We start from the raw sequence: 17,682 nt of genomic DNA, 5'->3' as shown, positions 1-17,682 counted from the left end.
AGCGTTAGCCTCCTTAGCCCCCACCTTGCCTCCCCCCGCCCAGCGGGGGAGGCAAGGTGGGGCATCGTCAGCCGATACCTGCCAACCCTAAGCCTCCCGCCACTCCCCCTCCACCCAAGTCCCCCTGACCGTCAAATCGGGCCGCAGCAGCGCCAGATCGGCCCGCCAGCCCGGCGCGATGCGCCCACGCTCACCCGCCATCCCCAGGAATTCCGCCGGATAGAGCGACGCCATGCGCAGCGACTCCTCCAGCGGCAGGCCGATCAGCTTCCCGGCATTGCGCACCGCCGTCGCCATGTCGAGATCGGCGCCGGCCAGCGTGCCGTCGGCCAGCACCAGCCGCCCGTCGCGCCGGTAGATCGTCCGGCCGTTCAGCTCGAAGCGGTCGGCATCGGTGCCGGTCGGCGGCATGGCGTCGGTCACCAGCATCATCCGGCCGCGCGGCCGGGCGGCCAGCGCCGCCCGCATCATCAACGGGTGGACATGGTGGCCGTCGGCGATCAGACCGCACCAGGGCCGCCCGTCACCCAGCGCCGCCCCGGCCGGCCCCGGCTGCCGGTTGGCGATGCCGGGCATGGCGTTGTAGAGATGCGTCACCCCGCGCACGCCGAGATCGAAGGCCTCGACCGCCCGTTCGGCGCTCGCCATCGTATGGCCGACCGACAGGATCACCCCGGCCGCCATCAACCGCGACAGCGCCGCGTCCTCCACACATTCCGGCGCCAGGGTCAGGAGCACCCGCCCGTCCGGCATCCGCGCCGGCAGCCCGCCGATGAAGGCGAGATCACCCTCGTCCGGCGCGCGGACGAAGCGCGGATCATGGGCGCCCACCCGCTGCGGGCTGATGAAGGGGCCCTCGAAATGGATGCCCAACACACCGCTGCCCGGCCGCGCCACCGCCGCGACCACCGCCTCGGCGGCGGCGCGGTGACGGTCGGGGGTGTCGGTGATGATGGTCGGCAGCAGCCCGGTGGTGCCGAAGCGCCGGTGCGCCGCAGCGATGGCCAGCGTCGCCTCCAGCGTCGGCCGCTCGTTGAACAGCACGCCACCGCCGCCATTGACCTGGATGTCGAGGAAGCCGGGGGCCAGCAGGTCGCCCGCCTCCAGCGTCACGATCCGGTCGACGCCGGGCGGGGTGCGGCCGGGGGCGACGATGTCGAGGATGCGGCCATCCCCGACCAGCAGGCCGCGGCCGTCGAGGATGGTCTCGCCCGTGAAAATCCGGGCGCCGGTCAGGAGCTGTCGCATCAGACGGTCTTCGTCACTTTGGCAAGGTTGGGCGGGCTGTCGGGATCGATGCCACGGGCCAGCGCCAGTTCGTGGACCGCACCGTAGAAGCTCTGCAACGCCGCCAGCGGCGCCGCCTCCGGCGCGATCCCCGACAGGCTGGGCAGCGGGGTGGTGCCGGCAAGCCCGCTTTCGGTGGTGGCGACGGCGGCCCCCAGCCCGACGATGCGCTCCACCACCGCGCGGGTGTGCGGCTCAGCCGCATCCGCCTGGGTCAGGGCCAGCACCGGGAAGCCGGGGCCGACCAGCGCCAGCGGACCATGGACGACCTCCGCCGCGCTGAAGGCCTCGGCATGCAGGCGGCAGGTCTCCTTGAATTTCAGCGCCATCTCCAGCGCCGCGCCAAAGCCGACGCCACGCCCGAGCACATAGAGGTTCGCGGCCTTGGCGAGCGGCATCAGCGCCGGCTTCCAGTCCAGCCCCTTCGCCGCCTCCAGCGTGTCTGGCAGGGCCGCCAGCACCGCCTTCAGCGCCGGGTCGTCCTGCCAATGCGCCACCAGTTGCAGATAGGCGGCCAGCGAGGCGACGCAGGATTTCGTCGCGGCGACGCTGCGTTCCGGTCCGGCCGACAGCGGCAGGAAATGGTCGCACATCTCCGCCAGCGGCGAGTCCTCGGCATTGACGAAGCCGACCACCAGCGCGCCGCCGGCCTTCGCCACCTCGACCAGACGCAGCAGGTCCGGGCTGCGCCCCGACTGCGACACGGCGATGAACAGCGCGCCTTCCAGGCTGAGATGGCCGCCATAGACCGAGGCGATGGACGGCCCGATCGAGGCGACCGCCCGGCCGAGCCGCGTCTCGATCAGATATTTGCCATAGGCCGAGGCATGGTCGGAGCTGCCGCGGGCGCAGGTGACCACGAAGCGCGGCGGATCGCGGCGCAGGCGCTCGCCCAGTGCGGCGAAGCCGGCGCCGCAGCGCTCGATCTGCCGGGTCACCACGGCGGGGGCCTCCGCCGCCTCCACCGCCATCAGGGGAGCCGCCATCGGAGGAGGCGTCGGCGGCGTGGTGCGGGGGGAGCTGGATTGTGGAAGGCCCGGATCAGTCATGGCGGCGCTCGCGATTGGCTGCTATAGATACCAATGTAAGACCTTCTTGCCCCGGAGGCCAGCGTCCATTGGTAGAATCTCGCCATCATCGCCGCTGTCATGCGCAAAAGAAAAGCGGCGCGACCAGGAAAGGTCGCGCCGCATGATGGAACCAGTCGAATACCAGACGGGCCAGCCGTTATTCGGCGGCGCGGCGCCCACCGGTCAGCAGGCCATTCACCTCACCGGCCAGCACGTCGGCGTCGTTGCCGACGAGGAGGTCGAAGCCATTGGCGCCCAGCCCCATCACCGCGCGGACACCGGCCAGCTTCAACGCCTCGGCATCCGCCTTGCCGCCATCGGCCAGCTCGACCCGCAGACGGGTGGTGGCGAAGGCGACCAGCGTCTTGATGTTGGCGGCCCCGCCCAGCGCCTCGGCGATGCCGGTGGCGCGGTCGGTCGGTGCCGGTGCCCCGGCCGGGGCCGGGACCGCAACCGGCTTCGCGGCAACCGGCGTGACGGCGGCGGGACCGTCGGCTTCCGCGCCGGCGCCGCGCAGATACTCCTGCATCTCCGTCTTCAGATTTTCCGACAGGGTGCCGAACACCGCCTGCACGCTGTCACGCACCCGCAGGACGCCCGAGGCGCCCATGCCGCGCAGCTTGGCGTCATCGACGCGGGCCGGATCCTTCACCACCACCCGCAGGCGGGTGATGCAGGCGTCCAGGCTGCCGATGTTGCCGCGCCCGCCGAAGGCCAGCACGAGGTCGCGCGCCCGCTCGCTGCCGGTCGCGGTGGCACCGGCCCCCTCCGTCACGTCCTCGCGGCCGGGGGTCTTCAGGTTCAGCGCCAGGATGGTGTAGCGGAACACGACGTAATAGATCGCCGCGTAGATCGGCCCCAGGATCAGCACCAGCCACCATTTCTGCGACAGCGGGCTGAGCGCGTTGAACAGCACGAAGTCGATGCCGCCCTGGGAGAAGGTGAAGCCCATATGGGCGCCCAGCGAGTTCATGATGAACTGCGAGGTCGCCGCCAGCACCGCATGGATCAGGTAGAGCACCGGCGCCAGGAACAGGAAGCTGAACTCGATCGGCTCGGTGATGCCGGTCAGGAAGGAGGTGAGTGCCGCCGAGATCATGATGCCGCCGACGCGCACCCGGTTTTCCGGCTTGGCGGTGTGCCACATGGCGATGGCGGCGGCCGGCAGGCCGAACATCTTGAACAGGAAGGCGCCGGACAGGATGCCGGCGGTCGGGTCGCCGGCGAAATAGCGGTTGATGTCGCCATGGACGATCTGGCCGGCGGCGTTCTGGAAGGATCCGATCTCGAAGAAGAAGGGCACGTTCCAGATGTGGTGCAGGCCGAACGGGATCAGCAGGCGTTCGACGAAGCCGTAGATGGTCGCGGCCAGGCGCGGATCGTTCACCGCCGCCCAGCGCGAGAAGCTGTTGATGCCCTCCTGCACCGGCGGCCAGATCACCGACAGCACGACGCCCAGCACGATGGCGGCCAGCGCCGTGATGATCGGCACGAAGCGCTTGCCGGCGAAGAAGCCGAGATAGTCGGGAAGGGCGATCTTGTAGAAGCGGTTGAACATCGCCGCCGCCAGACCGCCGGCCAGGATGCCGCCGAACACGCCGGTCTCCATGGCCTTGATGCCCATGATGGTCTTGGGCTCCATGCCCCAGACCCCGGTCATCACGCCCATGGTGGCGAGCATCACCATATAGCCGATGGTGGCGGCGATGGCCGACACACCATCATTCTCGGTGTAGCCCAACGCCACGCCGATGGCGAAGATCAGCGGGAGATTCCCGAAGATCACGTCGCCGGAATTCTTCATCAGCATCGACAGCAGTGGCGGCATCCACTCGAAATTCGCCGCACCGATGCCGAGCAGCAGACCGGCGACGGGAAGCACCGCCACCGGAAGCATCAGGGATTTACCGATTTTCTGTAAGAAGGCGAAAGGGTTCAATGCCATGGCGGCTCTCCGATTTTGTCCGGCGGCGGCACCGTCGTCGGTTCTGCATGGGAAGACAACCCGGAGCACGGGCGGGTTTCACGGCATAGGCGACTTGGACCGGCACGGGGGCATGCGGCCTATCCCCGAAATCCCCTACGGGGCGCGGATTGGCCGCAGGTTTCCTCCTTTCCCGGACAGGAACTTTCGATAATCTATAACGAGAATTACGCTTGGGCGATGCGGCGTCTGCGCGCATACAAACGTTTCGATGGTCGTGCGAGGATCACGGCCGTCCGGCGCGAGGCAGCCCGTCGGGGCCGGAGCGTCAAGAATGAGGACCAAACGAACATGACCGCGATCACGCTTGCAGCTCCGCTGGCCGGATGGGCCATGCCCTTGACCGAAGTCCCCGACCCGGCTTTCGCCCAGGGGCTGGTCGGCACCGGCATGGCCATCGACCCGACCGTGAACGAGCTGCGCAGCCCCTGCGACGGCGTCGTGCTGTCGGTCCACCGCGCGCGCCACGCCTGCACCGTCCGCGCCGCCAGCGGGGCGGAGGTGCTGCTGCATCTGGGGGTCGACACCGTCGGCCTGAATGGCGAAGGCTTCACCGCCCATGTCCGCGACGGGCAGCCGGTGAAGACCGGCGACCGCCTGATCAGCTTCGACATGGATCTGGTGGGAAGCCGGGCGCTGAGCCTGGTCAGCATGATGGTGGTGGTGAGTGACGGCTACACCGTCGACGGCCAGTCGGTGAACCGCGAGATCGCCGTCGGCGAGCCGGCGATGACGGTGCATGGGGGAAGCGGCGCCGATGCCGGCCCCGCCCCTGCCCCAGCCCCATCAAGCGCCGACTCGGGCGAGACGGCGGAGCGCACGGTGGCGCTGCGCATCGCCAACGGCCTGCATGCCCGCCCGGCCGCTGCCCTGGTCGCCGCCGCCAAGGCCCATCCCGGCACCGTCACCATCCTGTGCCGCGACCGCAGCGCCAACGCCAAGAGCGTCGTCGCCCTGATGGGGCTGGGCACCGTGCTGGGCGACCGGCTGACCATCCGCGCCGGCGGACCCGGCGCCGGAAGCGTGGTCGAGGGCATCGCCGCGCTGATCGACAGCGGCCTGGGCGACCCGGTCGTCGCGGTGGGTGCGGAGACCCCGGCGGCCCCGGCACCCGCCGCCCCGATTCCCGTCCAGCGCGCGGCCGAGGAGGAGATCGGCCCGCCCTTCGCCCCCGGCGAGGAGGTGCTGGTGAAGGGCACCATCGCCGTGCCGGGACAGGCGGTCGGCAGCGTCGTCCGCCGCTTCCGCAGCGCCATCCGCGTGGTGGAGCAGGGCGCCGGGCCGGCGATCGAGGAGCCGCGGCTGCGCCGGGCCCTGGACGACGTGATCGCCGGGCTGGCCCGGTCGGCGGAGCGCATGCCCGAGCATGCCGCCATCTTCCAGGCCCACCGCGAGCTTCTCGACGATCCGGAACTGCTGGACGACGCGCTGGCCGACATCCGCGACGGCAAGAGCGCGGAATGGTCGTGGCAGCGCTCGGCGCAGCTTCAGGCCGACGCGCTGGCCGGGCTGGCCGATCCGCGCATGGCTGAACGCGCCGCCGACCTGCGCGACCTGCAACAGCAGGTGCTGACCGCCCTGTCGGGCGGGCAGCCAGAGGCCGGGCTGGCCGATCTGCCGCCCGGCAGCATCGTGCTGGCCGACGAGATCCTGCCCTCCGACCTCGCCGGGGTTCCGGCCGGGCGGCTGGCCGGCATCGGCATGGTGCATGGCGGCCCGACCTCCCACGCCGTCATCCTGGCGGCGGCACTCGGCGTGCCCACCGTGGTGGCGCTCGGCCGGCAGGCGGAGCGGGTGCCGGACGGCGCCCCCGTCGTGATCGACGGCAACCGCGGCGAACTGCTGGTCTTCCCGCCCGAGGACATGCTGGCCTCCACCCGGACGGCGGTCGCCGCCCGTGCCGCGCGCCGCGAGGAGAACCGCCGGAGCGCCGGCGAGGATTGCCGCATGGCCGACGGCACCCGGATCGAGGTGTTCGCCAATCTGGGCCGGGTCAGCGACGCCCCCGGCGCCGTGGTCGAGGGGGCGGAGGGCTGCGGCCTGCTGCGCACCGAGTTCCTCTTCCTCGAACGCCAGTCCGCCCCGACCGAGGAGGAGCAATACCAGCAGTACCAGCAGATCGCCGACGCGCTGGAGGGCCGTCCGCTGGTGATCCGCACGCTGGATGTCGGCGGCGACAAGCCGCTGTCCTACCTGCCGCTGCCGAAGGAGGAAAATCCGGTGCTCGGCCTGCGCGGCGTCCGAGTCGGCCTGCGCGAGCCGGAGCTGCTGCGCGCCCAGATCCGCGCCATCCTGCGGGTGAGGCCGGTGGGCGCCTGCCGCGTCATGGTGCCGATGATCGCCTCGCCGTCCGAACTGCTGGCGGTGCGGGCGATGGTGGACGAGGAGCGGGTGAAGCTCGGCCGCGCCGAACCGATCGAGCTTGGCGCGATGATCGAGGTGCCGGCGGCGGCGCTGATCGCCGACCGCATCGGCGCGGTGGCCGACTTCCTGTCCATCGGCACCAACGACCTGACCCAGTATGTGCTGGCGATGGACCGTGGCAACCCGCATGTGGCGGCCCAGCTCGACGCGCTGCATCCGGGCGTGCTGCGGCTGATCAAGCTGGCGGTGAGCGGGGCGAAGGTCCATGACCGGACGGTCGCGGTGTGCGGCGGCTCCGCCTCCGACCCGATGGCGGCGCCGCTGCTGATCGGGCTGGGGGTGACCGAACTGTCGGCGACTCCGGCGGTGATCGCCGATCTGAAGGCCTTCATCCGCATCCTGCGCCTGGAGGATTGCCGCCGCGTCGCCGAAGCCGCGCTGGCCACCGACAGCGCCGAGGAGGTCCGCCGGCTGGTGGCGGCCGCCTGGCCGGCGCTCTGAGCGCAAGGCCGGCGCCCGACTCGGGAGATGGAACAGTGTGAGACCGCGTTCGGCGGCTGTTCCATCTCGCCCGCCTCGGCCCGGCATCATGCCAACGCCGCCGATCGGGATTTTTTGCCCTTGGCTCGGGAGGCAGGGAACAGGATACTGCAAATCCGGACGGAGACGGGCGGCAGGGGGAAGGCGACATGGCGGCAAGACATGCGGCGGGCCTGATCGTGACCCTGGCGCTGAGCTGCATCCCGGTGGCCGGGCAGGCCGCCGATCCCGTCACCGATCCCCCCGGCGATCCCTATGAATCCTTCAACCGGGCCATGTTCGCCGTCAACAAGGGTCTGGTCGACTGGGTGATCAACCCGACCGTCGAGCATGTCGGGCCGTGGCTGCCCGCCCCGGTGGCGACCGGCCTGTCGAACGCCTATGCCAACCTGACCGAGATCGAGATGATCCTCGACAACGGCCTGCAAGGAAAGGCGGACGGTGCTGTGGTCTCGGCGGCCCGCTTCGGGGTCAATTCGACGCTGGGCATCGGCGGCCTCTTCGATGTCGCCACGCCGCTCGGCCTGGAGCGCCGCGAGGCGAATTTCGGCGTGTCGCTGTGCAAGACCGGGCTGGCGCCCGGATCCTACCTCGTCCTGCCCCTCGTCGGCCCGACCAACACGGTGGGGGCCGTCGCCTTGACCGCGGGCATCGCCGCCGAGGTCTATGCGCTCAGCTTCATCTCGACGACGCTGGCGACGGTCGATTTCCTGGTCATCGATCTTGGCGGATCGGCGTCGGCGCTTCGCCATGCCCGCAACGTCCCGCTGGAGGGCGAAGACCTCTATGCCGTCCAGCGCGAGGACTACCGGCAGTACATCGAAGGCGGCTGCGCCGCCGCCCAATCCTCGTCATAACCTCCCCATCGTCAAGGCGGCGGCGCGGTTGGGACGACTCCGCCGCGGTTCATGCCTCCCCTTGAGGGCAGTCGCCGCGTTCTGAAGAACGCGATGCGCAGAACCGGCAAAAGCCGTTCCTAAGAGGCAATCCTCCTCCCCGTCCATTCCTTACCATCCGTTCATCAAGACTGCCGGCGCCGGTCCTGCCGGTCCCGGGCCTGCCCCGAACGGATTTCGCATGACCATCCAGGATTCCCACCCGTCGCGCCGGACCGTTCTGTCCGGCGGTGCCGCCCTCGCCGTCGCCGGAAGCGGCCTGCTGGGCGTCACCGCCGGCCCCGCAGCCGCCGCCGAAAAGACGGCCCCCCGCCCAGACCAGACCAAAGGAACCAAACCGATGCTCCAGGGCAGCCACGTCACCACCAAGGACGGCGTCCAGATCCATGTCAAGCAGTGGGGTCCGCAGACCGGCCAGCCGGTGGTCTTCAGCCATGGCTGGCCGCTGACCGGCGACGCCTTCGAAGACCAGATGATGTTCCTGGCCCAGCACGGCTACCGCACCATCGCCCATGACCGCCGCGGCCATGGCCGGTCGTCGCAGCCGGGCTTCGGCAATGATCTCGATCATTACGCCGATGATCTGGCCGCCGTCACCGAGGCGCTGGACCTGAAGAACGCCGTCCATGTCGGCCATTCCACCGGCGGCGGCGAGGTCGCCCGCTACATCGGCCGCCACGGCGTGTCGCGCGTCGCCAAAGCGGTGCTGATCGGCGCCATCACGCCGATCATGGTGAAGACCGCCTGGAATCCGGACGGCGTGCCGATGGAGGTGTTCGACGGCATCCGCGCCAGCGTGAAGGCCGACCGCTCCCAGTTCTTCAAGGATCTGACGATCCCCTTCTATGGCTACAACCGTCCGGGCGCCAAGGTGTCGCAGGGTGTCATCGACAGCTTCTGGCTACAGGGCATGATGGGCGGTCTACAGGCCGAGTACGAGTGCATCAAGGCCTTCTCCGAGACCGACCAGCGCGACGACCTGAAGAAGATGATCGTCCCGACCCTGGTGCTGCATGGCGACGATGATCAGGTCGTCCCGCTCGCCACCACCGGCAAGGCCGCCGCGGCGATGTTGCCGAAGGGCACGCTCAAAGTCATCCCCGGCGGCTCGCACGGCATGTGCACCACCCAGAAGGACCTCATCAACGAGGAACTGCTGGCCTTCATCCGCGCGTGAGCCGGGAGCGGGGCATTGTGCCGATTAATGCAACAATCATGTTCTGATTGCCATGATTGTCCCGCCACCCTCCTCCGTGCAATTGTCTCCTCAGACGGCGCCGCCGACGAAAACGGCAGCCAACCCCTTCAAAACCAACGCAGATCACAGGAAAACGATCATGACCTTCCAGGCCAAGTCGCTCATCAACGCCGACGACACCGTCTTCATCTTCATCGACCATCAGCCGCAGATGTCCTTCGGCGTCGTCAACATCGACCGCCAGCAGTTGAAGAACAACACGGTGGCTCTGGCCAAGACCGCCAAGCTGTTCGGCGCCTCGACCATCGTGACCGCGGTGGAGACCGAGAGCTTCTCCGGCTACATCTGGCCGGAACTGATGGACGTGCTGAAGCAGGACCCGATCGAGCGCACCTCGATGAACAGCTGGGACTCCGAGGAGCTGGTGGCCGCCGTCAAGGCGACCGGCAAGAAGAAGCTGGTCATCGCCGCGCTGTGGACCGAGGCCTGCCTGCTGTTCCCGACGCTGTGCGCCATCGAGGAAGGCTTCGAGGTCTACATCGTCACCGACGCCTCGGGCGGCACCTCGCAGGAATCGCATGACGCCGCCATCCGCCGGATGGAACAGGCCGGCGCCCATTCCATCACCTCGGTCAACGTCCTGCTGGAGCTTCAGCGCGACTGGGCCAAGCGCGGCACCTATGACGGCGTGATGAACATCGTCCGCGAGCATTTCGGCGCCTACGGCATGGGCGTCGACTACGCCTACACCATGGTCCACAAGGCGCCGCAGCGCGGCGAGTTCGCGCACAAGGTGGTCGGCGCCGTCAAGCACGAGCACGCCTGATCCTCCGGCCTGATCCAACTCTGTGCCCCCAGGCCGGCGCCCGGTTCCGACCAGGCGCCGGCCCCCCTTTCCAGAGCGGGAGAGCGGACCTCATGATGCCCTATCTTCTTTCGGCCGGAGCCGGCATCCTGGTCGGCGTCATCTATGCGCTGCTCGGGGTCCGTTCCCCGGCGCCGCCGACCATCGCCCTGATCGGTCTGCTCGGCATGCTGGTCGGCGAACAGGTGGTGCCGGTCGTCAAGCGGCTGGTCGCCGGCGAACCGGTGCTCGCCTTCATCCAGAGCGATTGCGCCCGCCATGTGCTGGGGCCGCATGCCGGGGTGGAGACGCCGCCGGCCGCCAAGGACGGAGCCGCCAAAACCGGAATTGGCGAGAAGGCATGACCTCTCCCGTCCCTCCCGAACTCGACCGCCGGAAGGCGATGGCGGGACTGGCCGCCACCGCCCTGCCGGCATCGCCGCTGCTGTCAACCCTCGCGTCCAGACCCGGGAATGCCGCCATGCCGAACACCGTCCCCACTGGTGACCTGATCCTCGTCAACGCCAAGGTCACCACGCTCGACCGCGCCAATCCGCTGGCCAGCGCCATCGCCATCCGCGACGGCCGCTTCCTCGCCGTCGGCACCGAGGCGGAGGTGCGCGCCGCCGCCCCCCAGGCGAAGGTGATCGACGCCAAGGGTCGCCGCGTGATCCCCGGCCTGATCGACAGCCACATGCACATCATCCGCGGCGGCCTCAATTACAACATGGAGCTGCGCTGGGACGGCGTGCCGAGCCTGGCCGACGCCATGGCCATGCTGAAGCAACAGGCGGCCATCACCCCGGCACCGCAATGGGTCCGCGTCGTCGGCGGCTTCACCGAGCACCAGTTCGCCGAGAAGCGCCTGCCGACCATCGAGGAGCTCAACGCCGCCGCCCCCGACACGCCGGTCTTCATCCTGCACCTCTATGACCGCGCCCTGCTGAACGCCGCGGCCTTGCGCGCCGTCGGCTACGGCAAGGACACGCCGAATCCGCCGGGCGGCGAGATCGTGCGCGATGCCGCCGGCAACCCGACCGGCCTGCTGCTGGCCCAGCCGAATGCGACCATCCTCTATGCGACGCTGGCCAAGGGGCCGAAGCTGCCCCCCGACTACCAGCTGAACTCCACCCGCCATTTCATGCGCGAGATGAACCGGCTGGGCGTGACCGGGGTGATCGATGCCGGCGGCGGTTTCCAGAATTACCCCGACGATTACGCCATCATCGAAAAGCTGCATGCCGACGGCGAGCTGACCCTGCGCATCAGCTACAACCTGTTCACCCAGAAGCCGAAGGAGGAGCTGGCCGACTTCGCCGGCTGGGCGTCGAAGGTGAAGCCGGGCGACGGCGACGACAGCTACCGCCACAACGGCGCCGGCGAGATGCTGGTCTATTCCGCCGCCGATTTCGAGGATTTCCGCGTCGCCCGCCCCGACATGCCGCCGAACATGGAAGGCGACCTGGAGCCGGTGATCCGCCTGCTGGCCGAGAACCGCTGGCCCTGGCGCCTGCACGCCACCTATGACCAGACGATCAGCCGGGCGCTCGACGTGTTCGAGAAGGTCAACCGCGACATCCCCTTCGACGGGCTGCACTGGTTCTTCGACCATGCCGAGACGATCAGCGACCGCAACATCGACCGCATCGCCGCACTCGGCGGGGGCATCGCCGTCCAGCACCGCATGGCCTATCAGGGCGAATATTTCGTCGAGCGCTATGGCGCCAAGGCGGCGGAGCGGACCCCGCCGATCGCCCGGATGATGGCGGCCGGCCTGCCGGTCGGCGGCGGCACCGACGCCACCCGCGTCGCCAGCTACAACCCCTGGGTCTCGCTGTCCTGGCTGGTGACCGGCCGGACGGTGGGCGGCCTCGGCCTCTATCCGCGGGCCAACCTGCTGGACCGCGAGACGGCGCTGCGGCTTTGGACCGAGGCCAACACCTGGTTCTCCAACGAACAGGGCAAGAAGGGCCAGATCAAGGCCGGCCAGCTCGCCGATCTCGCCGTGCTGTCGGACGATTTCTTCTCGGTGCCGGAGGACCGCATCATCCATCTGACCTCGGTGCTGACCATGCTCGGCGGGGCGGTGGTGCATGGCGATGGCGATTACGGCCCGCTGGCGCCGCAGCTGCCCAAGCCGATGCCGGACTGGTCGCCGGTGCGCACATTCGGCGGCTATTACAAGTCGGCCGACAGGGGTGCCGGTGACCAGCGCCAGGCGCTGGCCTCGGCCTGCGGCTGCGCCACCGGCTGCGGCGTCCATGGCCACGACCATGCCGCCGCCTATGCCGCCGACGTCCCGGCCGCCGACGTGCAGTCCTTCTGGGGCGCGCTCGGCTGCGGCTGCTGGGCGGTGTGAGGCACCCCACCATTAAATTCCCTCTCCCGCCCCGGGAGAGGGAGGCTTTCCCCCCAAACCGGAACACCTTCGCCATGACCATCCGCGACCTCGAACGCCCGGCGGAACATATCGTCGACCGCATCCTCGATTGGGACGGCACCTGGTTCCTGGCCCGGCTGGCGCTGGTCGGGGCCTATCTGCTGGGCGGTTTGGTGAAGCTCACCGACTGGCCGGGCGCCGTCGCCGAGCAGGCGCATTTCGGCCTGACCCCGCCGGCCCTGTGGGCGGCCCTGACCATCCTGGTCGAGCTGGTCGGCCCGCTCTTGATCCTGCTGGACCGTGCGCTGTGGCTCGGCGCCGGCGCGCTCGCCGTCTTCACCGTTCTGGCGGCGCTGATCGCCAATGATTTCTGGACGATGGCGGGACCGGAGCGCTTCATGGCCACCAACGCCTTTTTCGAGCATATCGGGCTGGTCGGCGGCTTCGCGCTGGCCGCGATCATCTCGCGGATGCGCCGCCGCCTCGGCCGCTGAACAGGATAAGCCCGATGGCCCCGCCCGCCTCCCCCGTCCCGGCTCCCCTGCCCTGGCTGCTGATGCTGCTGTCGGTGACGACCGGGCTGGTTGACGCCACCAGCGTGCTGGGGTTGGACAAGGTCTTCACCGCCAACATGACCGGCAACATCGTTTTTCTCGGTTTCGCCGCCGCCGGCAGGCCGGGTTTCGACATCGCTCCCTATCTGACGGCGATCTGCGCCTTTCTCGTCGGCGCCCTGATCGCCGGGCGCACCGGCAAGGCGCATGCCGGCCGCCCGCTGCGCCGCTGGCTGCTCAGCGCCGCCGCCATCGAGGCCGGGCTGCTGTGGGCCGCCGCCGGGCTCGCGTGGCTGCGCCAGGATGGCGGGGTTTCGCCGGCCAGCTTCTACGGCATCATCCTGCTGACCGCGCTGGCGATGGGCTTCCGCAACGCGACGATCCGCCAGTTGAAGGTGCCCGACCTGACCACCACGGTGCTGACCCTGACGCTGACCGGGCTGGCGGCGGATTCGCGGCTGGCCGGCGGGGCCGACACCAACTGGGGGCGCCGCGTCGGCAGCGTGGTCGCGATCTTCGTCGGCGCCGCCATCGGCGCCACCCTGGTCAGCAACAGCGGGCTGGCGGCGCCGCTGCTGCTGGCCGGGGCGCTGGGGCTGGTCGGCACCGCCGCCAGCGCGCTGCATCCCGCCGTGGCGACGCAGACAGCCGCCTGATATCCATTCTCCCGCCCATCAACGGAACAGCGGACCCGCAGCATGTCGCCATCCGGTCAGTTCGAACTCGTCCTTGGCCTGATGGCGGCGATCATCATGCTGGAGCTGGCGGCCAAGCGCCTGCGCATGCCGCCGTCGGCCGTTCTGGTGGTGGGTGGCGTAGCACTCGCGCTCATTCCCGGCCTGCCGGAGATCACGCCGGATCCCGACCTGACGCTGCTGCTGTTCCTGCCGCCGCTGCTGTTCGCCAGCGCCTATTTCACGGTGTGGAGCGACTTCCGCGCCAACCTGCGCATCATCCTGCAACTGGCCGTGGGGGCGGTCGCCTTCACCACGCTGGCGGTCGGGGTGGCCGCCCATCTGGTGATGCCGTCGCTGCCCTGGGCGGCCTGCTTCACGCTCGGCGCCATCCTGTCGCCGCCCGACGCGGTGGCGGCCAAGGCGGCGCTGAAGGGGCTGCCGCTGCCGCCGCGCATCGTCACCCTGCTGGAAGGCGAAAGCCTGGTGAACGACGCCACCGGGCTGGTGCTGTTCCGCATCGCCATCGCCGCCGGCATGACCGGCAGCTTCAATGCCGGCCACGCGTCGCTGGAATTCCTGTGGCTCGCCGTCGGCGGGGTGGTCGCCGGGGTGGTGTTCGGGCACATCGCCGCCTTGGCTCTCGGCCGTCTGCGCGACGTGCCGCTCAGCATCGTCGGCGGCTTCCTCGCCGCCTGGGGCAGCTATCTCGGCGGCGAGGCGCTGGAGGTGTCGGGCGTGCTCGCCACCGTCGGCTGCGGGCTGGTGATGGGCCGGCGCCAGCACGACCTGTTCACCGCCCAGATCCGCACCCATGCCAACGCGGTGTGGTCGGTGGCGGTCTTCCTGATGGAGTCGATGGTCTTCATCATCATCGGCCTGTCGCTGCGCGGCGTGCTGGGCCGGCTGGAGGCGGCCGGGGGCGGCCTGACCGACCTCTTGCCGATGATCGCCGCCGTCACCCTGGCGATGGTGCTGTCCCGCTTCGCCTGGCTCTTCCCCTCGACCTATGTGCCCCGCTTCCTGTTTCCGGCCTTGCGGCGGCGCGATCCCTACCCGTCGGTGGCGGTGCCGACGATCATGGGCTGGGCGGCGATCCGCGGCGTGGTCAGCCTCGCCGTCGCCCTGTCGGTGCCGGCGGAGTTCCCCGGCCGCGACATCATCCTGGCGACCACCTGGGCGGTGATCCTGGTGTCGATCCTGGTGCAGGCGACGACGCTGGCCCCGCTGATCCGCATGATGCGGCTGGGCGGCTTCACGTTGGAACGGCAGCCGACCCTGTCGGAATCGGAAGCCCGCATCCGCATGGCCCGCGCGGCGCTGGCGGCGGTGCGCGGCCGCTCGCACGCGGAGGACGGGCGCCAGCGCCATCCCCGCCTGCTCGAACAATACAACCACCGCGCCACCATGGCCGAGCGGTTCCACGAGAGCGAAGGCATGCTGGCGGAGGACCGGCGCGAGCATTTCGCCGCGGTACTGGCCGCCAACCGCGCCGCCCGTGCCGAGATCCTGGGGCTGCACCGTGGCGGCCGCATCCACGACACGGTGCTCCACCGGCTGGAGGCGGAGCTGGATTTGGAGGAGCTGAGCGCGGAGCAGGCGCTGGCGGAGGGCGAGGGATAATACCAGCGGTCATTGATAATGACCGCTGGTATCCGCGCCGACTGGCGCGGCGGCGGCCCATGCCGCCGAAGCTTTTGATCCTGACCTGTCAGGATCAAAAGCCGTTGGGATAAGCCCCTCTCCCGCCCCGAGAGAGGGCGATTTTCAAGCCATCGCGCCGACCGGAGCCGGCTTCGCCGCCCGCAGGATCATGCCGAACAGGTCGCGCGGCTCGTCCGGATCGGCCAGCATGTCCAAAGTCTCATAGAATCCCGTGCCCGCCACCTTGTCGCGGACATAGCGCAGGGCGGAGAAATCCTCCGTCGCGAATCCCACCGAATCGAACAGCGTGATCCGCCGCGCGTCGCGCCGGCCGGTCGCCTGACCGGTCATCACCCTCCAAAGCTCCGTCACCGGGTGATCGGCGGGCAACTGCTGGATCTCACCCTCGATCCGGGTCTGCGGCGGATATTCGACGAAGATGTCGGAGCGCAGCAGGATGTCGCGGTGCAGCTCCGTCTTGCCGGGGCAATCACCACCGACCGCGTTGATGTGCACACCGGCGCCGACCATGTTGTCGGTCAGGATGGTGGCGTATTGCTTGTCGGCGGTGACCGTGGTGATGATTTGCGCGCCCTCCACCGCCTCCTCGGTCGAGCCGCAGGCGGTGATCTCGAAGCCCAGGCCGCGCAGGTTGCGCAGGCATTTGCGGGTGGCGGCCGGGTCGATGTCATAGAGCCGCAGCTTGGCTATGCCCAGCAGCGCCTTGAAGGCGAGCGCCTGGAATTCCGCCTGCGCCCCGTTGCCGATGATCGCCATGCAGGTGGCATCCTTCGGCGCCAGATGCTTCGCCGCGACGGCCGAGGTGGCGGCGGTGCGCAGCGCCGTCAGGATGGTCATCTCCGTCATCAGCAGCGGATAGCCGGTGCCGACATCGGCCAGCACGCCGAAGGCGGTGACGGTCTGCCGGCCCTCCCGCGTGTTCTTCGGATGGCCATTGACATATTTGAAGCCATAGGTGCGGCCATCGCTGGTCGGCATCAGCTCGATCACGCCGTCGGCGCTGTGGGAGGCCACGCGCGGCGTCTTGTCGAAGCTCTCCCAGCGGCGGAAATCCTCCTCGACATAAGCGGAAAGCTCGGTCAGGAAGCGCTCCACGCCGATGTGCAGCACCAGCTTCATCATATGATCGACACTGACGAAGGGCACGAGGTTCAGGTTCGGGATCATGGCCGAATGCTCCAGTCGCTCAAAAGCTGCGGGTCGGGTAATCGAGAACGCGGCGCCCCATCAGGCTCGCCAGCAGTTCCACCATCAAGATCGCGGTCCGCCCGCGTTCGTCGAGGAAGGGGTTCAGTTCCACCAGATCGACGCTGCTGACCAGACCGCTGTCGTGCAGCATCTCCATGACCAGATGCGCCTCGCGGAAGGTGGCGCCGCCGGGAACCGTGGTGCCGACGCCGGGTGCTATGCCGGGATCGAGGAAATCGACATCCAGGCTGACATGCAGCAGCCCGTCCGCCGCCGCCACCCGCTCCAGGAACGGGCGCAGCAGGGCGACGATGCCATGCTCGTCGATCTTGCGCATGTCATGGATGGCGATGCCCGAAGTCTCCAGCGCCCGCCGCTCGGCCGGATCGACGCTGCGGATGCCCATCATGCAGACATTGGCGGGATCAAGCAGGCCCGGCGGCGGTGGGAAATAGCCGTCGAAACCGGCGCGCCCGGTGGCATAGGCCATCGGCACGCCATGCAGATTGCCGCTCTCAGACGTTTCCAGCGTGTGGAAGTCCGGATGGGCGTCCAGCCACAGCACGAACAGCGGGCGCCCCATCCCGGCGGCCCGCCGCGCCAGCCCGGTCAGGGTGCCGGCGGCAAGGCTGTGGTCGCCACCCAGGAAGATCGGCATGGCGTCCCGCCCGGCGCTCGCCTCATAGGCCACCTTGGACAGGGCGGCGGTCCAGCCCGCCACCTCCGGAAGGAACTTCAGCGCGGCGTTGCCATGCGCCATCGGCCGCTGCGGCAGCGGGGTGATATTGCCGAGGTCGGTCACGCCGTGGCCGAGGTCCGACAGCGCCCGCGCGATGCCGGCGGTGCGGTAGGCGCTGGGCCCCATCTCGCAGCCAAGCCGCCCCGCGCCATCCTGCACCGGCACGCCGACCAGCCGGCATTGCTTCGTCTTGGTCTTATGGTAGGACATCATTCGGTCTCTTCCCTGTTCCCACCGACAGAAGACCATGGAATGGCGGCGGAACGGACAGGGCAATTTGACAGAAGCGGCCATTCAGC

General features: G+C 69.3%; 14 protein-coding genes. 9 read left to right on the top strand and 5 right to left on the bottom strand.

Annotation, left to right across the window (positions count from 1 at the left end; translation table 11 throughout):
• Positions 1-87 precede the first annotated feature (87 nt).
• From nagA to ptsG, 3 genes are all read right to left on the bottom strand, one after another.
• Entirely contained in the window at positions 88-1,248 is a 1,161-nt protein-coding gene (gene nagA, locus AZL_RS23885) for an N-acetylglucosamine-6-phosphate deacetylase (RefSeq protein WP_012977012.1), read from the bottom strand.
• A complete protein-coding gene (locus AZL_RS23880) occupies positions 1,248-2,336 on the bottom strand; it encodes an SIS domain-containing protein (RefSeq protein ID WP_012977011.1) in 1,089 nt (362 codons plus the stop codon). Before AZL_RS23880 ends, nagA begins: the two co-directional genes overlap by 1 nt.
• Positions 2,337-2,514: 178 nt before the next feature.
• Positions 2,515-4,302: a PTS glucose transporter subunit IIBC gene (gene ptsG / locus AZL_RS23875; RefSeq protein ID WP_012977010.1), complete on the bottom strand. Its 1,788-nt coding sequence runs from the start codon at positions 4,300-4,302 to the stop codon at positions 2,515-2,517.
• A 330-nt stretch (positions 4,303-4,632) separates the two neighbouring features.
• Between ptsG and ptsP the strand changes: the two genes are divergently transcribed.
• From ptsP to AZL_RS23830, 9 genes are all read left to right on the top strand, one after another.
• Positions 4,633-7,206 (top strand): phosphoenolpyruvate--protein phosphotransferase, encoded by a 2,574-nt coding sequence (ptsP, locus tag AZL_RS23870; RefSeq protein ID WP_012977009.1) that lies wholly within the window; start codon positions 4,633-4,635, stop codon positions 7,204-7,206.
• Positions 7,207-7,394: 188 nt separating this feature from the next.
• Positions 7,395-8,102 carry an MlaA family lipoprotein gene (locus AZL_RS23865; protein WP_012977008.1) on the top strand — a complete coding sequence of 236 codons (708 nt, stop codon included), beginning with the start codon at positions 7,395-7,397 and terminating at the stop codon, positions 8,100-8,102.
• 220 nt (positions 8,103-8,322) lie between these two features.
• Positions 8,323-9,318: an alpha/beta fold hydrolase gene (locus AZL_RS23860; protein ID WP_012977007.1), complete on the top strand. Its 996-nt coding sequence runs from the start codon at positions 8,323-8,325 to the stop codon at positions 9,316-9,318.
• Positions 9,319-9,478: 160 nt separating this feature from the next.
• The gene (locus AZL_RS23855) at positions 9,479-10,165 is read left to right on the top strand and encodes a hydrolase (protein ID WP_012977006.1); all 687 of its coding nucleotides are present in this window, start codon (positions 9,479-9,481) and stop codon (positions 10,163-10,165) included.
• A gap of 92 nt (positions 10,166-10,257) precedes the next feature.
• On the top strand, positions 10,258-10,548 hold the full coding sequence (locus tag AZL_RS23850; RefSeq protein ID WP_012977005.1) for a XapX domain-containing protein: 291 nt from the start codon (positions 10,258-10,260) through the stop codon (positions 10,546-10,548).
• On the top strand, positions 10,545-12,542 hold the full coding sequence (locus tag AZL_RS23845; protein WP_148219602.1) for an amidohydrolase: 1,998 nt from the start codon (positions 10,545-10,547) through the stop codon (positions 12,540-12,542). Before AZL_RS23850 ends, AZL_RS23845 begins: the two co-directional genes overlap by 4 nt.
• A 74-nt stretch (positions 12,543-12,616) precedes the next feature.
• The gene (locus AZL_RS23840) at positions 12,617-13,057 is read left to right on the top strand and encodes a DoxX family protein (protein ID WP_042445166.1); all 441 of its coding nucleotides are present in this window, start codon (positions 12,617-12,619) and stop codon (positions 13,055-13,057) included.
• A gap of 14 nt (positions 13,058-13,071) precedes the next feature.
• The gene (locus AZL_RS23835; protein WP_012977002.1) at positions 13,072-13,773 is read left to right on the top strand and encodes a YoaK family protein; all 702 of its coding nucleotides are present in this window, start codon (positions 13,072-13,074) and stop codon (positions 13,771-13,773) included.
• Positions 13,774-13,815: 42 nt separating this feature from the next.
• Positions 13,816-15,414 (top strand): Na+/H+ antiporter, encoded by a 1,599-nt coding sequence (locus AZL_RS23830; protein ID WP_012977001.1) that lies wholly within the window; start codon positions 13,816-13,818, stop codon positions 15,412-15,414.
• A gap of 144 nt (positions 15,415-15,558) precedes the next feature.
• Here the strand turns inward: AZL_RS23830 and AZL_RS23825 are convergent, their stop codons facing one another.
• A complete protein-coding gene (locus AZL_RS23825) occupies positions 15,559-16,623 on the bottom strand; it encodes an ornithine cyclodeaminase (RefSeq protein WP_012977000.1) in 1,065 nt (354 codons plus the stop codon).
• A gap of 19 nt (positions 16,624-16,642) precedes the next feature.
• Positions 16,643-17,593, bottom strand: a complete 951-nt coding sequence (gene rocF, locus AZL_RS23820; RefSeq protein WP_012976999.1) for an arginase — start codon at positions 17,591-17,593, stop codon at positions 16,643-16,645.
• Positions 17,594-17,682 lie beyond the last annotated feature (89 nt).

This window comes from Azospirillum sp. B510 (assembly GCF_000010725.1).
Taxonomy (GTDB): domain Bacteria; phylum Pseudomonadota; class Alphaproteobacteria; order Azospirillales; family Azospirillaceae; genus Azospirillum; species Azospirillum lipoferum_B.
This window is presented reverse-complemented; position numbering and strand designations above follow the sequence as displayed.

What these genes read in the sequence shown, in the direction of transcription:
- AZL_RS23840 (WP_042445166.1), top strand. Translation starts at nt 12,617, where the DNA reads ATGACCATCCGCGACCTCGAACGCCCGGCGGAACATATCGTCGACCGC.
- AZL_RS23860 (WP_012977007.1), top strand. Translation starts at nt 8,323, where the DNA reads ATGACCATCCAGGATTCCCACCCGTCGCGCCGGACCGTTCTGTCCGGC.
- AZL_RS23825 (WP_012977000.1), bottom strand. Translation starts at nt 16,623, where the DNA reads ATGATCCCGAACCTGAACCTCGTGCCCTTCGTCAGTGTCGATCATATG.
- AZL_RS23835 (WP_012977002.1), top strand. Translation starts at nt 13,072, where the DNA reads ATGGCCCCGCCCGCCTCCCCCGTCCCGGCTCCCCTGCCCTGGCTGCTG.
- AZL_RS23850 (WP_012977005.1), top strand. Translation starts at nt 10,258, where the DNA reads ATGATGCCCTATCTTCTTTCGGCCGGAGCCGGCATCCTGGTCGGCGTC.
- ptsP (WP_012977009.1), top strand. Translation starts at nt 4,633, where the DNA reads ATGACCGCGATCACGCTTGCAGCTCCGCTGGCCGGATGGGCCATGCCC.
- nagA (WP_012977012.1), bottom strand. Translation starts at nt 1,248, where the DNA reads ATGCGACAGCTCCTGACCGGCGCCCGGATTTTCACGGGCGAGACCATC.
- AZL_RS23845 (WP_148219602.1), top strand. Translation starts at nt 10,545, where the DNA reads ATGACCTCTCCCGTCCCTCCCGAACTCGACCGCCGGAAGGCGATGGCG.
- AZL_RS23830 (WP_012977001.1), top strand. Translation starts at nt 13,816, where the DNA reads ATGTCGCCATCCGGTCAGTTCGAACTCGTCCTTGGCCTGATGGCGGCG.
- AZL_RS23865 (WP_012977008.1), top strand. Translation starts at nt 7,395, where the DNA reads ATGGCGGCAAGACATGCGGCGGGCCTGATCGTGACCCTGGCGCTGAGC.
- ptsG (WP_012977010.1), bottom strand. Translation starts at nt 4,302, where the DNA reads ATGGCATTGAACCCTTTCGCCTTCTTACAGAAAATCGGTAAATCCCTG.
- rocF (WP_012976999.1), bottom strand. Translation starts at nt 17,593, where the DNA reads ATGTCCTACCATAAGACCAAGACGAAGCAATGCCGGCTGGTCGGCGTG.
- AZL_RS23880 (WP_012977011.1), bottom strand. Translation starts at nt 2,336, where the DNA reads ATGACTGATCCGGGCCTTCCACAATCCAGCTCCCCCCGCACCACGCCG.
- AZL_RS23855 (WP_012977006.1), top strand. Translation starts at nt 9,479, where the DNA reads ATGACCTTCCAGGCCAAGTCGCTCATCAACGCCGACGACACCGTCTTC.